Raw genomic sequence first — 14174 nt, 5'->3', positions numbered from 1 at the left:
ATCGTGACTTATTGCATGCTTGTTGTGCGCGGTCGACTTCTGTCTGCCTGCGCGCCGAGCCGCCCACCCACCATGCCGACTCCGCTTTTCACCTTGCGCACCCTGTCCGCGGCCGCCTTGCTGGCTGCTGCTTCGCTGTCGGCCCAGGCCGCACCGAGCTTCGTCAACGGCCTGGCGCTCGATGGCGCGGCCCTGGATCTGTCCGGCGGCAGCAGCGTCAACAATGGCCGCCTCGGCTATTTCTCCGACATCTACTACGACAGCAACCGCAATGAATGGTGGGGCCTGTCGGACCGCGGCCCGGGCGGCGGCACGCTGAACTACAACACCCGCGTTCAGCGCTTCACGCTCGATGTGGACTTCAACACCGGCGCGATCAGCAACTTCAAGATCGCCGAGACCGTGGTATTCCAGAGCGCCGGCCAGGGCCTGAACGGCCTGGCGCCCAACCCTAAGAATCAGCTGGGTCTGGCTTTTGACCCAGAAGGCGTGGTCATCAACCCGCGCACCGGCACCTTCCTGATCTCGGATGAATACGGCCCCTCGGTGCGCGAGTTCAGCCGCAGCGGCGAGCTGATCCGCAGCTTCAGCACGCCGGCCAACCTCGTGCCGCGCAATGCCGCCACCGGCGTGGCCAACTATGCCGACGACACCGGCAACACCGCCGGCAAGCGCACCAACCGCGGTTTCGAAGGCCTGGCCATCAGCCCGGACGGCAAGTACGCCTATGCCATGCTGCAAAGCGCCATGCTGGATGAAGGCGGCGGCAATGGCTCGGTCAACCGCATCGTCAAGTTCGACATCAGCACCGGCGATGCCGTGGCCCAGTACGCCTACCAGATGAAGCGCAGCGGCCAGGGCCAGGGCATCTCAGCCCTGGTGGCGATCAACGACCATGAGTTCTATGTGCTGGAGCGCAACAACCGCGGCGTCGGTGTCGGCGCCGAGTTCGCCACGGCCGACAAAGAGGTCTACCGCATCGACCTGACGGGCGCCACCGATGTCTCTGGGCTGAACCTCAGCACCGGCAGCTACACCATGGTCAGCAAGTCCGGCCAGATCCTCGACCTGGACGCCAACACCTTGGTCGAGCTGGGTGGCAAGTCGCCCGAGAAATGGGAAGGCCTGGCCATCGGACCCAAGCTGGCCAACGGCAAGTACCTGATCCTGGCCGGCACCGACAACGACTACAGCGTGACTCAGAACGCCGGCGGCGAGCAGTTCGACGTCTATTTCCGTTTCACGGATGCCAACCCTTATGCGAGCTCGATCCAATGCCCGCTGGGCACGGTGATCGGCTGCACGGGCGCGGCCAGCACCGTGCCGCAGGATGGCAGCTATCGCCTGCTGCCTGGTGTGCTGCATGCCTACACCATCAGCGAGAGCGAGCTGGGCAACTACACCGCCCCGGTGCCCGAGCCGAGCAGCTGGGCCCTGATGGCCGGCGGCCTGCTGGCCTTGGGCGGCCTGGCGCGCCGCCGGGGTCTGGCCAAGGACTGAGCGAGAGAGCGAGAGCGAAGAACGAGGGACAAAGTGAACGGGCTCTGGACGATGGTCCAGAGCCCGTTTCTCTTGGCTGTGGCCGCGCCCGGCTCTGGGGGCTCAGTTCGGGCCGCGTGCCAGCGAGGCGGGGTCAGCGGCAAGCGCCGCTGGGTGCGCTGAGCCGCGGGCCGCGCGCGGCTGCCATTGCCCGCGCCGGATGGCCAGGGTCAGCAGGGCTGCGCCGACCGAGAGGCAGAGCAGGGCGGCGGGCACCGAGGCCTCCATGCCGTGGACCCCACCGGTCAGCCAGGCCGGGCCGTCGATGCTGGCTTGCAGCCAGCCCACGCGCTTCAAGGCCAGGGTGGCGTCGGCCGAGAAGACGCCCATCTGCACAAAGTTCCAGCCGATGTGCAGGCCCAGGCAAAGCCACAAGCGGCGCGTCAGCAGATAGGCCGCACCAAACAGCAGGCCGCCTTCCAGGCCCAGCAGCAAGGTGCTGGCCACCGTGGCCGGCCCCATGCCCAGATGGGCCAGGCCGAACAGCAGGGACGAGATGAACAAGCCCCAGCCCGTGCCCAGCCAGCGCTCCATCAGGCGCAACACGATCAGGCGGAACAAGATCTCTTCCAGCGCTGCCAGGCTGATCACCAAGGGCAGCAGGGCCACAGCGTGGCCGGGGCCGTTGACCGCCAGGACCTGGTAAGCGCCGCCCCAGGCCATGGCGCCCACGCCCAGGGCCACCATCAGGCCGCCGATCAGCAGTCCCAGGCCGGTCTCGCGTGCGGCATCCGTCAGACCCAGCTCATGCACGGGCCGCCGCTCGCGCCAGCGCACCCAGAGCACATAGCCCAGCAGCAGGGCCAGGATGCGCAGGCCGTTGCGGGCATCCATCCAGGCCTCGCCGCTCAGCAAGGTCTGGCTCAAGCCATTGGCGATCACGGATGGGCCGGCCAGGCAGAGCAGGGCGCAGGCGGTTTCGGTGGTGCCTTGGCGCAGTTTCTTGAGCGTCGTGCTGCGGTGGCTCATCGTCTCTCTCCTCTGTTGTAGGTCTGGAGAGGACTGTGCCAAGCCACGCTCAGGGCGGCGAGCGGCGCGCGACAGACCGAAGCGCTGCGGTCATGAGCCGCAATTTTTAAGCGCCACTCCGCTCAGTGCAGATCACGCCGTTTCTTCGGATCGAACTGTTTTGGGCGGTAGACATTGCCGTCGCGCTCCACCTCATCGCGGGCCTTGGCGCGGCGGATCAGCTCGGCCGCTTCCGCTGCGGCCTGTTTGCTGTGCTGGCGGTGGCGGCGCCAATGGCGCAGCTGTGAGCCCAGCTCGCGCAGGTGCAGCCATGCGCGGCGCAGCGCGGCATCCACCTGGCGCTGGCGCGCGGCCGGCAGGGCCATGCGCAGGGCCAGCAAGAGGCAGGTCAGCAGACCGAGGGCGGCAAAGACGTTGGCAATCATGATTCCTGGAGTTTCGCGCAAGTGCCGCCACGCGAACATGCGAATTGCAAGTCTTTCTAGAATGCCCGCTGCCCTGAACCGGGGCGTGTGCGGAGACTGGATTGTTCAAAAATCAACCTTCAAGACTGGCAGGCACGAGCTGCCTGCTGGCGGCCCTGCTCAGCGCAGCGAGCTTTTCCTTCACGGCGACGGCCGCGCCCAGCGCGGCAACTGCCACCGCTTCGCCCCTGAGCCTGGAGCAGGTGTTCCGCGCCGAGCCCTACCGGGGCGAGAACGCGCGCGAGCCCAAGTTCAGCCGCAGCGGCCGCTATCTGGCCTATCTGTGGAACCCGTTTGGCGAGCCGGGCACCGATCTCTATGTGCACGACAGCAAGACCGGCAAGAGCCTGCGCCTGACTTCGCCTGCCCTCATGGCCGCCTTCGACGCGCCCGAGGATTTGCAGCGCTTTGACCAAAAGCTGCAGCAAAAGCGCAGCGAGACCGCTGAGCGCCAGGCCCGCGAAGTGGCCCAAGCCGCCTATCTGCGCGGCGAAAACGTGGACCTGGGCCAGTGGGAAGCCGCCCAGCTGGAGCTGGTGAAGAAGGAATCCGCCGCCAAGAAGGCCAAGGACGAGGCCCAGAAGGCCGCCGACAAGGCCGAGGCAGAAGCCGAGAAGAAGGCCGCGGCCGCACTGGAGGCCAAGCGCAGCGGCAAGCCCGTGCCTGCCGCGGCAGAGGCCGCGGCTTCAGCGGCCTCGGCGCCCAGTGCCACAGCCAAGGCCGAGACCAAGCCTGAAGCCAAGGTTGAAAAGGACAAGGAACTCTGGGAATGGCGCGACGAGCTGAAGAAAAAGCAGCTGCGCGACAAGCTCAAGCCCAGTGACCTCTATCCCGGCGTGACGCAGATCGTCTGGGCCAACAAGGCCGATGAGCTGATCCTGCAGTACCGCGGCGCTCTGTTCCGCTGGGTCGCCGGTGACAGCAAGCTGCAGCCCCTGCTGGACCTGCAACGCAATCTGCGCGTGGTGGCCTACACCGCTGATGACACAGGTTATGTGTTCATGGACGACAAGCGCGTGCTGCGAGCCCGCTTCAGCCAGGGTGGCGTGCAGGTGCTCAACCGCGAGCTGATCCACCCCGATGACGCGGACAAGAAGTACACCATCGAATCGACCACGCTGAGTGAAGACAGCCGCTGGATGGCCTTGATCGGCCGCGCGCCCAGCAAGCCGGCCGGCGATGACGGCAAGCCCGTGCCCGAGCCCACCGGCCGTCAGGTCGAGATCATGGGCTACAACGAGCGCTTCGCCAAAGCCAAGAAGGTGGACCGCGAAGTCTCCGACGACAAGCTGGTCATCAAACCGCTGGCGCTCTACATCCGCAAGGTGCCCGCCGCTGGCGAAGCGCCGGCCAAGCAATCGGCGCCCGTGTTCACCCATGCCGGTGGCGATGTCTGGTTCGAGATCAGCCCCATTGCCTGGGCGCGTGACGGCAGCCGCTATGCCTTCAGCACTTGGGAGCGCGAGAAAGAACTGCTGCGTGTCTACGTGGGCAGCGCGGACGAGAGCGCCAAGCCCGAGATGGTGCTGGAGCGCCGCGGCGACGTCGGCCACGAGGTGGTGAACGTGGTGCGCCCGCGCTTCACGCCCGACGGCAAGCAGCTGGTGCTGGTGCTGGACGAAGCCGGCTTCCGCCAGCCCTATGCCTGGGACCTGGCCGCACGCAGCCTGCGCCCCCTGCTCAAGGGTGAGTTCGAGGCCCATCAAGTGCTGGGCTTCACGCCCGACAGCAAGAGCATGTTCGTGGCGGCCAACAAGGACGATCTGGCCAGCATGAACCTGTTCCGCGTCAGCATGGCCGATGGCAGCATGCAGGCCCTGGGCTCGCCGGGCGAGTACCACCGCAATGCCGTGGTTTCGTACGACGGCCAGTGGCTGGCGGCCAATGCCGGCAACTGGGTTGCGCGCCCCGAGCTCAAGCTGATCGAGGCCGGCTCCAAGCCCACGCTCAAGACCCTGACCGACAGCCATGACAAGGCCTGGAGCCAGGTCGATGTGCTGCGCCCCGAGCGCTTCAGTTTCAAGAACCGCCATGGCGACAGCATCCCGGCTTATGTCTTCAAGCCGCAGGGTTGGAAGGCTTCCGACAAGCGTCCGGCCGTGGTCTATATCTACGGCGGCCCGCTGAACGACCGCCACTCGGTCGAGAGCGACAGCTTCCAGCCCAGCGCCTACGTCTTCGCCATGTACATGGCGGCCAAGCATGGCTATGTGATGGTGACCATCGACTCGCGCGGCCACAGCAACTACGGCCGCCGCTTCTCGGATGCCAACTGGGAGCAGGCCGGCCTGCCGCAGACCGAGGACCTGGAAGACCTGCACACGCTGATGAGCAAGGACTTCGGCATTGACCCTGCGCGGGTGGGCCTGAACGGCTGGAGCTTCGGTGGCTTCCAGACCCAGTACACGATGTACAGCAAGCCCGATCTGTTCGCCGCCGGCATCGCCGGTGCCGGCCCGACCGAATGGGAGAACTACAACAGCTGGTACAGCGGCCGCACCATCGGCAAGGTGGATCGCAGCAAGCCCGTGCTGCGCAAGTACTCGCTGATCCCCATGGCCAAGGGCCTGCGCAAGCCCTTGCTGCTGGTGCACGGCATGATGGACCCGAACGTGCTCTACCAGGACACGGTCAACGTCTACCGCGCCCTGCTCGAGACCGGCAAGGAAGGCCTGGTCGACCTCTTCCTCGATCCCGAGGGCGAGCACGGCATGGGCGGCGCCGTCAAGACCGTCGGCTGGCACCGCAAGTACGAAGCCTTCTGGCTGCAGCATCTGGGCCGCACCGCGCCCTGATCGCGTGATTGCCTGGCGGCCGTCGTGATGGCCGCTGTAGAAGACTCAAAGGGCTTGCCAGTTGGCAAGCCCTTCGTTTTTGAGCGGAGTCCCGAACATTCAGAATGAGCGGCAGGTACCGGCACGGAGCCGTCGTTCGCGGAGAAGTTTCAGCACGCAGAGTTCGCAGAGTTCGCAGAGGACGCTGAGAACACAATCTCTCGCTCTTCTTCTCTCTCTGCGACCTCTGCGAACCTCCGCGCACTCTGCGTTCGTATTCAAATCTCAGCGAATGAGGGCTCTGTGCCGAAAGCTCGCCTTAGCGATGAGCCAGCTCAGGCCGCCTTCACCGGCAGGCAAAGCTCGCAGCTGAAGATGCCTGTATGCGGGTCATAGCCGGAGTCGGGCGGGTAATGCTCGAAGACCGGGCGGCCATCGATCTGCAGGCCGCTGGAGGGCAGCCAGCCGCGCAGCAGCTCGGTCCAGGCATGGGCAAAGTCCGGCAGAGTGCCGCGGAATGCGGCCACGGCGTAGCGACCGCCGGGCAGGTCCTGGATGTTGGCCGGGCTGCGGGCGATGAAGTCGGCATCGACCTCGACGCACGCGTCGTAGCGGCATTGCTCGGGCGCCGTGAGGCTGGGGTCGTCGCGGCCGATGCCGTAGCAGGCACGTTGTTCCAGGCCCTGGGCTTGCCGCCAGGGCAGCACGGTGTTCATCCAGAACTCGTGGACGCTCTGGCCGTAGGGCCCGATGTGGCGGAGGTAGGCCACCCGGGTCGGGGGCAGTTGTTGGAGGCTGAGGTGCATATGGCTCTCTGAAGTGAAACAAGAGCCTGTATCTTCTTCAGCAAAGGCCGCGTCGGCCTGATCGAGATTGCGCTCTGTCTGATCCAGATTGCTCAGCAAGGCGGGTGGCGGGCGGTGGCGCAGGGCCTGTTGTTCGCGCGAGCAGGCCAGTTCGCGCGCCCAGCGCTGCGGGCTGTCCAGGCGCCAGGCGCTGGGTGTCTGGCCAAAGCGCAGTTTGAAGGCGCGCGCAAAGGCTTCGCTGGAGCCAAAACCCACGGTCAGGGCGACCTCGAGCACCGAGCGCGGCTCGGGCTGTGCCAGCATCAGGGCGGACACATCGAGGCGGCGGTGGCGCAGATAGTCGCCCAAGGTTTCGCCCATCCAGGCCGCGAACACGCGGTGGAAATGAAAGGGCGAGAAGTGCACGCGCTCGGCCAGGCTGCTCAGGTCGAGCGTTTGGTCGAGGTGCTGGTCGATGTGATCGAGCAGCGCATTCATGCGCTGCGCGTGGCGCAGCCGGTGGGCGGCGCTGGAATCGAGGGCCATGCCGCCGGAGCGCTGCTTCAGCCTTGGCGGGCCTTGCGCAGTTCCCAGAGCTTGAGCACGTTGTCGAGCACGGCGCGGCTGAGCGTGTCTTTTTGCTTCAGATCGGCCAGTTGAGCGCGCTGGGCTTCGCTGAGCGTGGACTCGTCACCGCCGAGCAGGGCGATGGGCGCCAGCAGCGGGCCGCTCACCGCGTCATCAAACAGCGGCGCCCAGGCTTCGGGAGCCAGGTCCACAGCGGTCAGGAAGCCGATCGCCCATTCCTCGGCATCGACCAGATCACCCTTGTCGTCTTCAGCGACGCTGAAGATCGGTTCCCAGAGCTCAGGCTTGGCATTGAGTTGCCATTCGATGGACTGCAGATGGCGCAGCACCAGCAAGGTCACGCGCTTGCGCTGCTTGCCGCTGACGAAGGGGTAGTTTTCGGACTTGCTGTCCGTTTCCAGGTCCTCGCCATCGCCGCCCCAGACCGTGGGCAGCCAATCGGCACCGGGCAGATCGGCCAGACTTTGCGGGCTCAGCAGCAGCCCGACCAGATAACCATCGAGCGCCTCGATGTTCATCGCAGCCTCGACCGGCAGCTTGATCAGCATGTCGTCCAGGGTGGACAGCTCCTCGTCGTTGAGGGGCAGATGGTCGGACTGGGGCTTGTATTGGGGATATTCCATGGCGCCATTGTCGCTGTTGCGCGCGCCTTGGGCCTGCGGGCCCGGGCGCGGGCCGCGAAATCAGAAGCGGCTGCGTGCCTTTTTGCCGTCGAACTCTTGCAGCTGGGTCTTGAGCAAGGCCATCAGCACGCGGGCATTGGCCTCGGTCAGCGCCAGGATGGTGCTGGGCTCGATTCCCTCGACGGCAGCCTTGGGGCTGACCAGGGCGTCGACCTTGAGCAGCATCTGGCCATGGATGTTGTTGGAGGCAGCCTTGAACTTCTGGATTTCGATGGTGTACGTCTTCATGGGGCGAATCCTACTCTGGGTGCGGGCAGGCAAGACCTGGCCCCGCTGTGCCGCAGGCCTGCGGCACAGCGGGAGTGAATGAACGACTATGCCAGCGTCTGGCTGCCCAGGCGAGCCTTGAGTTTGACGAAGGCGCTGTGCGCAGCCAGGCAAAGGGCGCCCGCCACCAGGCCGACCGCGCCGTCGAACAAGACCGGTCCCAGCCAGGACAGCGAGCCCATGGTCGTGGCCAGGCTTTCGCTGAGGTGGTGCAGGGCGGGCAGGCCGTGGCTGAGGATGCCGCCGCCGACCAGGAACATGGCCACCGTACCGGCCAAGGCCAGTGCCTTCATCAACCAGGGGGCTGCCGAGAGCAGCAGGCGACCCAGGCCTTGTTTGAAAGCGCCCGGGCGGCGGCTCAGGTAAAGGCCCGCGTCGTCGATCTTGACGATGCCAGCCACCAGACCATAGACCCCGATCGTCATCACCAGGGCGATGCCGCTGAGCACCATCAGCTGGGTGCTGAAGCTGGCGCCGGCCACTGTGCCCAGGGTGATGGCGATGATCTCGGCAGAGAGGATGAAGTCGGTCCGGATCGCGCCTTTGATCTTGTCGCGCTCGAAGGCCACCAAGTCCTGCTCCGGGTTCAGCGCGGCTTGGCTGAGGGCCTGGTGCTCGGCCTCGACCTCGGCCGGGCTGTGCAGAAATTTGTGCGCCAGCTTTTCGAAGCCCTCGAAGCAGAGGTAGGCGCCGCCCAGCATCAGCAGCGGCGTCACCGCCCAGGGGGCCCAGGCGCTGATGGCCAGCGCCGTCGGCACCAGGATGGCCTTGTTCAGGAAGGATCCCTTGGCCACAGCCCAGACCACGGGCAGCTCGCGTTCGGCCGAGACACCTGCCACCTGCTGCGCATTCAGTGCCAGGTCATCGCCGAGCACCCCGGTGGTTTTCTTGGCCGCAACTTTGGCCAGCAGGGCCACATCGTCGAGGATGGTGGCGATGTCGTCGATCAGAGCCAGAAGGCTGGAAGCGGCCATGGAGTTTCGGCAGGAGCAGAGTGGTGAAGTGCCGCTTTGTACCGCATTCGGCATGGCAAACTCACGACTCGTCCACCCAGACCGTCGCTCACCATGATCAAGAAGACCGCACTCCTCAGCAGCCTGGCCCTCAGCAGCTTGTGCTTCGCAGCGCCGGCGCTGGCGCAGACCAGCGCCCCGGCGCCGGCTGCCACGGTGGCCAAGCTGGTCTACAACGAGCTGGCCGACGCCCGCGCCGAGTTGAACCAGGCCCTGGCCACCGCCCAAGCCCAGCGCAAGAACGTGTTGCTGGTGTTTGGCGCCAACTGGTGCGGGGACTGCCTGGCCCTGGACCGCAAGATGAGCGCCGGCAGCCTGTCCGAGCATGTTGGCAAGCGCCTGGTGGTGCTCAAGGTCAACGTCGGCCGCTTCGACCGCAATGTCGATTTGGCAGCGCAGATCGGCGTCTCCCTCAAGAAGGGCATCCCGGCTGTGGCCGTGCTGGCCAATGACGGAAGCGTGCTCAAGGCCACCAACGGTGGCGAGCTGGCCGACGCCCGCAATATGGGCGACGAGGCCGTGCTCAAGGTTCTGGAAGGCCTGCACGGCAAGACCTGACCCCGGCTGGGCATGACCTGTCCCCGCTACAGGGGTCAAGCCTTGCCTTTTGCGCGCCGCGCATCTAAGTTGATGCATGGCCCGTCCTCCTCGCATCGAAATTCCCGGCGCTGCCTACCTGCTCAGCTCGCGCTGCGACCCAGGGGTTGCGGCCTGTGTTGATGACGCCGATCGGCGCGCGCTGCTGGCGCTGGTCGCTCAAACCATGCAGCGTTTCGATGCCCAGGTGCTGGCCTATTGCCTGCAGCCCGATCATTTCCAACTGCTGCTGTTCACCCGTCAGGCCAATCTCTCGCGCCTGATGCGCCATTTGAACGGCGTCTACACCCAGTACCACAACCGCCGCCATGGCAGCGAAGGGCCGCTGTTTCATGGCCGCTTCAAAGCTGTGCTGGTGGACCGAGAAGCCCATCTGCTCGACGCCTGCCGTTACCTCGAGCTGAGCCCTTTGCGCCTGGGTTTGGTGCGGGACTTGGCGGCCTGGCCTTGGTCGAGCTACCGCGCGCATGTCGGCCTGGAGCCGGCTCCGCCCTGGCTCGATGCCGACGGTCTGCACGCCTTTGTGCTGGGCCGCAGCCTGCGCGGCGCTCTGGACCGGCGGCGTGCAGCGGACCGTTATGCCGAGCTGGTGACCAGTGAGCCGGATCTGGACCTCTGGGCCGGCCGCTTGCGGCAGCAGATCTTTCTCGGCGATGCCGCTTTCGTCAAACGCATGAAGGCGGCCGCCAGAGCGGCGGCTGCGGCCCTTGCTGCCGCAAGCACGGCCGTCGGGGTGCCGCGTCAGGCCGCCCGGGCTCACCCCGGGCCTGGCATGGCCACCGAGGGCGCTGCTCGTACGGCTTGGGAAGAATGCCTGGCGGTCCACCCCAGCCGCGAGCAAGCGCTGTACAGCGCCCACACCGAGGGCGGCTGGTCCATGACGGCCCTGGCGGCCGAAGTCGGTCTCTCGGTGTCGCGTGTCAGCCGCCTGATCGCTGCGGTGGAGCGCGGCCGGATGCCTGGCTGAGGTGTCGGCTCTATCCCCGTCTGCTGTGGATAAGCACGTGGGCAAGGCGCCCATAGACGCGCCAAGTGCTTGATTGCAAAGGCTTTGTCTTGTTTTGCTGCAAATTGAGGCAGTCGCGCTTTGCGACCGGTTGGCGGCCGGCCTGATTCAGGGCTGTTGCTGTTCGCTCACCTGCTTGAGGCGAGCCAGGCCGGCCTCGAAGTCTTTACCGACCATGCCGTCGGCAAACAAGGCCAGCCAGCGGAACAAGGGGTTGCTGCCCATATCGCCATCCATGAGCCAGCTCAGCTCGGTGCCCCCATCCTTGGGGGACAAGCGCAGCTCGCCGGTCGAGGTGGTGCCGAAGTCCGGGAAGTAGAGCTCATAGGCGACGCGCTGGCTCGGCTCGGCTGCGGTGAAGCTCATCTTGCCGTCGCCCTCGGTCTTGCTCCGCCAGGCCCAGACGGCGCCCGCGCCCGACTCCGGGCCGCTGTAGTCGATCTGCATGGCTGGGTCGCGCTGGTTCCAGACGCTCCACAGCTTCCATTGGCGCGGGCTGGCCACCAGGGCATAGACCTTGTCGGGGCTGGCAGCGATCTGCACGCTGCGGCTGACATGGAACTTTGGGGACAGCAGCAGGCCGCCGATCAGCAGCAGCGCGAGCAGGCCGATCACAGCCATGGCAAGGAATTTGAGCACTCTCATGGTCAGGACTCCAAAGTGGCGGTTAAACACAAAAACACAAAAGGGCGCGGCACGGAGGTGCAGCGCCCTTGCGGGGAGGCTGATTGCGCTTCAGTGTGTCAGAGCTTGGCGCGGCGCGGCCAGCTCGGCGTCGACCCAGGCTTCCTGGCTCAACTCGCGGGCGGCGGCCAGTTGTTGGCAGAGTTCAAACACACCTAGGGTGTCGGCGCCCACAGCTTCGGGAACGGGGGCCGTGCTCACCTCGGCTGGCAGATCGGACAAAGCGCCTAGCAGTTGGAACAAGAGCTCCAGCGTGGGTTCGCCGTCTGCCTCCATCTGGCGGGCCAGGCCCAGACTGCGGCACAAGTACCAGCAGGCGCTGGCCGCGTCATCGCATTGGGCTTGGTAAAGGGCTTGGGTTTCCAGGGCCTGAGCGCGCGCTTGCTGCTCTTCGCGGGCCTGGATCTCGTCCAGCGTCTGCCAGGAACTGTCGATCACGAAAGCCTCTTCACCTCGGGTGCTCGCGGAGTTGGCCGGTGTGGAGTCGGCCAGACCTCGCCTGGATGCTGTGAGATTGCGCGCCATGATGTGCCCTTTGAGACTGCTGAAGGAACCCCTTGCGAAATCCTAGGCGCTGAGCCCGACTGGCGCGCCCCCGCAGACGGGGGTGCAACAGCAGGCGGAGCCAAGCCTGCGTGCGATTATCACGCCCGCTCGGCCGATCTCAGCGTTTCTTGAGCGGCCGGCTCCAGCCGGCGATGGCCACCTGTTTGCCGCGCGCCACACTCAGCTCGCCCGCCGCCACCGGCTTGGTGATGGTGGAGCCGCCGCCGATGGTGGCACCCGCACCAATTTCGACCGGCGCGATCAGCACGCAGTTGCTGCCCACATGGACATCGGCGCCGATCACGGTGCGGTGCTTGTTGGCGCCGTCGTAGTTGGCGGTGATGGAGCCGGCGCCGTAGTTGACGCGCTCGCCCACGGTGGCGTCGCCGAGATAGGCCAGGTGGTTGGCCTTGGCGCCCTTGGCCAGGGTGGAGTTTTTGACTTCGACGAAATTGCCGATGTGGACCTCGTCACCCAGGTCTGCGCCGGGGCGCAGGCGGGCGAAGGGGCCGATCAGGGCGCCAGCGCCGACCTGGGCGCCGCCGGCCTTCTCGCCGTCGATGTGGGTGAACTCATGGATGCGGGTGCCGGCGCCGATGCTGGCATTGCGGATCACGCAGTTGGCGCCGATGCGGACGTTGTCGCCGAGGATCACGGTGCCTTCGAACACGCAGTTGACGTCGATTTCCACGTCCTGGCCGCAGCTCAAGGAGCCGCGCACATCAAAGCGGCGCGGGTCGGCCAGGCGCACACCGGCTTCCAGCAGGGTTTCGGCTTGTTCCAACTGGAAACGACGCTCCAAGTCGGCCAACTGCACCGGGCTGTTGACGCCCAGCACCTCGGTCTCGTTCGGTGCGGCAATGCCCAGCACCGGCACGCCTTCGGCCACGGCCATGGCGACGATGTCGGTCAGGTAGTACTCGCCCTGGGCGTTTTCGTTCTTCAGCTGGCTGACCCAGCGTTTCAGCGCGCCGGTGGGGGCGGCCATCATGCCGGTGTAGCCCTCGCGGATGGTGCGCTGCTCAGCGCTGGCGTCTTTGTGTTCGACGATGGCCAGCACGTTGCCGTCCGCTTGGCCGCCCTGGCGCACGATGCGGCCGTAGCCGGTCGGGTCGCTCAGGTGGATGGTCAGCAGCACCAGGGCCTTGCCATCACAGGCTTGGACCAAAGCTTGTGCGGTGGCTTGCTTGATCAGGGGCACATCACCGTTCAGGATCAGGGTCGTGCCCTCGTCCTCGGGCAGGGCTGGCACGGCTTGCTGGATGGCATGGCCGGTGCCCAGTTGGGGCATCTGGCGCACGAACTGCACGCCCGGGCCGGCGACGGCGGCTTCCACCGCGTCCGCGCCATGGCCGGTGATGACCACATTGCGCTGGGCTTGCAGGCCCTGCGTCATGTCGAGCACATGGCGCAAGAGCGAGCGGCCGGCCAGCTTGTGCAAGACCTTGGGCAAGGCCGATTTCATGCGGGTGCCCTTGCCCGCGGCCATGATGACAATGTTCAGCGCCATGTGAATGCAAGCGGGGCGGTGACCGCCCCGTGAGGTTTCAGTGAAGCGCTGATTATCAGCCGGCCCGCATGACAGCCCGCTGGGGGCTTGCCATGAGTGGCCAGGCTCAGCGGGTTGGTTCAGCGGACGGCTTGCACCACCACTCGGTGCGGCTCGGGCCGCACTTTGGGGAAGTCGCTCAGCGCGGCTTCGAACAGGGCACCGGCCAGCTCGCTGGGGCCTTGGGTCATGCCTTCATTGCTGGCGCGGGCTTCGTAAAGCGGCTCGGCGCTCTGGCGGTCGCGCAGCAGCACGGCCACCGAGCGGTCGTAGCGGCGGTCCAGCATGTCCGAGGGGTGGTACATGCCGATGCGGCCCAGGCCGCCGTAGCGCCAGTGCGAGTAGCTGCCTTGCCAGCGCCACCACAGCGGGTCGTCCCAGGGCGCGCGGTCCTGGGCGTCCACGCGCATGCCCAGGGACACCAACACGTCGGCGTTTTTCGCGTCGGCGGCTTCGGTGAAGCCGGCCTTCAGCAAGGCCGCGCGAGCGCTGGCTTCGATGCGGGCCTGGTTGTCGGCGATGGCGCCCGCCTGGGCCTGCGAGGGCAGGCGCTCAAACGCAAAGCTGCCGGGCTTGCGGCTCTCGGGCCAACTGCCGAAGCTGGAAACTTCGCTGCTGATGCTGTAAGGGCCGCTGCAGGCACTCAGGCCCAGTGCGGCGACGGCGCCCAAGGCGGCCAAAAGGGAACGACGAGGAATGTGCATGGCGTG

General features: G+C 66.3%; 14 protein-coding genes. 4 read left to right on the top strand and 10 right to left on the bottom strand.

What is annotated here, in order from left to right:
• Window positions 1-72 precede the first annotated feature (72 nt).
• Window positions 73-1500: an esterase-like activity of phytase family protein gene (locus LNV23_RS00135; RefSeq protein WP_263561074.1), complete on the top strand. Its 1428-nt coding sequence runs from the start codon at window positions 73-75 to the stop codon at window positions 1498-1500.
• 102 nt (window positions 1501-1602) lie between these two features.
• Here LNV23_RS00135 and LNV23_RS00130 read toward each other — a convergent pair whose 3' ends face one another.
• The gene (locus LNV23_RS00130) at window positions 1603-2508 is read right to left on the bottom strand and encodes a CPBP family intramembrane glutamic endopeptidase (protein WP_263561073.1); all 906 of its coding nucleotides are present in this window, start codon (window positions 2506-2508) and stop codon (window positions 1603-1605) included.
• 122 nt (window positions 2509-2630) lie between these two features.
• A complete protein-coding gene (locus tag LNV23_RS00125; RefSeq protein ID WP_263561072.1) occupies window positions 2631-2933 on the bottom strand; it encodes a hypothetical protein in 303 nt (100 codons plus the stop codon).
• 101 nt (window positions 2934-3034) lie between these two features.
• Between LNV23_RS00125 and LNV23_RS00120 the strand changes: the two genes are divergently transcribed.
• Entirely contained in the window at window positions 3035-5767 is a 2733-nt protein-coding gene (locus LNV23_RS00120; protein WP_263561071.1) for a S9 family peptidase, read from the top strand.
• Between the two features lie 314 nt (window positions 5768-6081).
• On the opposite strand, the gene LNV23_RS00115 is transcribed toward LNV23_RS00120, so the two are convergent.
• The 4 genes from LNV23_RS00115 to LNV23_RS00100 all read right to left on the bottom strand — a co-directional run bounded on the left by LNV23_RS00115 (window position 6082) and on the right by LNV23_RS00100 (window position 9043).
• Window positions 6082-7077, bottom strand: a complete 996-nt coding sequence (locus LNV23_RS00115) for an AraC family transcriptional regulator (protein ID WP_263561070.1) — start codon at window positions 7075-7077, stop codon at window positions 6082-6084.
• Between the two features lie 17 nt (window positions 7078-7094).
• Entirely contained in the window at window positions 7095-7742 is a 648-nt protein-coding gene (locus LNV23_RS00110; protein WP_263561069.1) for a UPF0149 family protein, read from the bottom strand.
• A gap of 60 nt (window positions 7743-7802) precedes the next feature.
• Complete coding sequence (locus LNV23_RS00105) at window positions 7803-8030, bottom strand: hypothetical protein (protein ID WP_263516802.1); 228 nt, start codon at window positions 8028-8030, stop codon at window positions 7803-7805.
• 86 nt (window positions 8031-8116) lie between these two features.
• Window positions 8117-9043: a DUF808 domain-containing protein gene (locus tag LNV23_RS00100; RefSeq protein WP_263561068.1), complete on the bottom strand. Its 927-nt coding sequence runs from the start codon at window positions 9041-9043 to the stop codon at window positions 8117-8119.
• A 93-nt stretch (window positions 9044-9136) separates the two neighbouring features.
• Between LNV23_RS00100 and LNV23_RS00095 the strand changes: the two genes are divergently transcribed.
• Window positions 9137-9640 (top strand): thioredoxin family protein, encoded by a 504-nt coding sequence (locus LNV23_RS00095; RefSeq protein WP_263561067.1) that lies wholly within the window; start codon window positions 9137-9139, stop codon window positions 9638-9640.
• A gap of 76 nt (window positions 9641-9716) precedes the next feature.
• Entirely contained in the window at window positions 9717-10646 is a 930-nt protein-coding gene (locus LNV23_RS00090; protein WP_263561066.1) for a transposase, read from the top strand.
• Between the two features lie 147 nt (window positions 10647-10793).
• Here the strand turns inward: LNV23_RS00090 and LNV23_RS00085 are convergent, their stop codons facing one another.
• The 4 genes from LNV23_RS00085 to LNV23_RS00070 form a co-directional block, all read right to left on the bottom strand.
• The gene (locus tag LNV23_RS00085; protein ID WP_263561065.1) at window positions 10794-11330 is read right to left on the bottom strand and encodes an SRPBCC family protein; all 537 of its coding nucleotides are present in this window, start codon (window positions 11328-11330) and stop codon (window positions 10794-10796) included.
• A 90-nt stretch (window positions 11331-11420) separates the two neighbouring features.
• Window positions 11421-11894, bottom strand: coding sequence for a hypothetical protein (locus LNV23_RS00080; protein WP_263561064.1), 474 nt, complete (start codon window positions 11892-11894; stop codon window positions 11421-11423).
• A gap of 139 nt (window positions 11895-12033) precedes the next feature.
• The gene (gene glmU, locus LNV23_RS00075) at window positions 12034-13425 is read right to left on the bottom strand and encodes a bifunctional UDP-N-acetylglucosamine diphosphorylase/glucosamine-1-phosphate N-acetyltransferase GlmU (RefSeq protein WP_263561063.1); all 1392 of its coding nucleotides are present in this window, start codon (window positions 13423-13425) and stop codon (window positions 12034-12036) included.
• A gap of 119 nt (window positions 13426-13544) precedes the next feature.
• Window positions 13545-14168, bottom strand: a complete 624-nt coding sequence (locus LNV23_RS00070; RefSeq protein ID WP_263561062.1) for a DUF4136 domain-containing protein — start codon at window positions 14166-14168, stop codon at window positions 13545-13547.
• Between the last annotated feature and the right edge of the window lie 6 nt (window positions 14169-14174).

It is taken from the genome of Kinneretia sp. DJ1R-11 (assembly GCF_025717595.1).
Lineage (GTDB): Bacteria > Pseudomonadota > Gammaproteobacteria > Burkholderiales > Burkholderiaceae_C > Paucibacter_A.
Note: the sequence above shows the minus strand (reverse complement) of the source record. Positions and strands in the feature narration are given on the sequence as shown.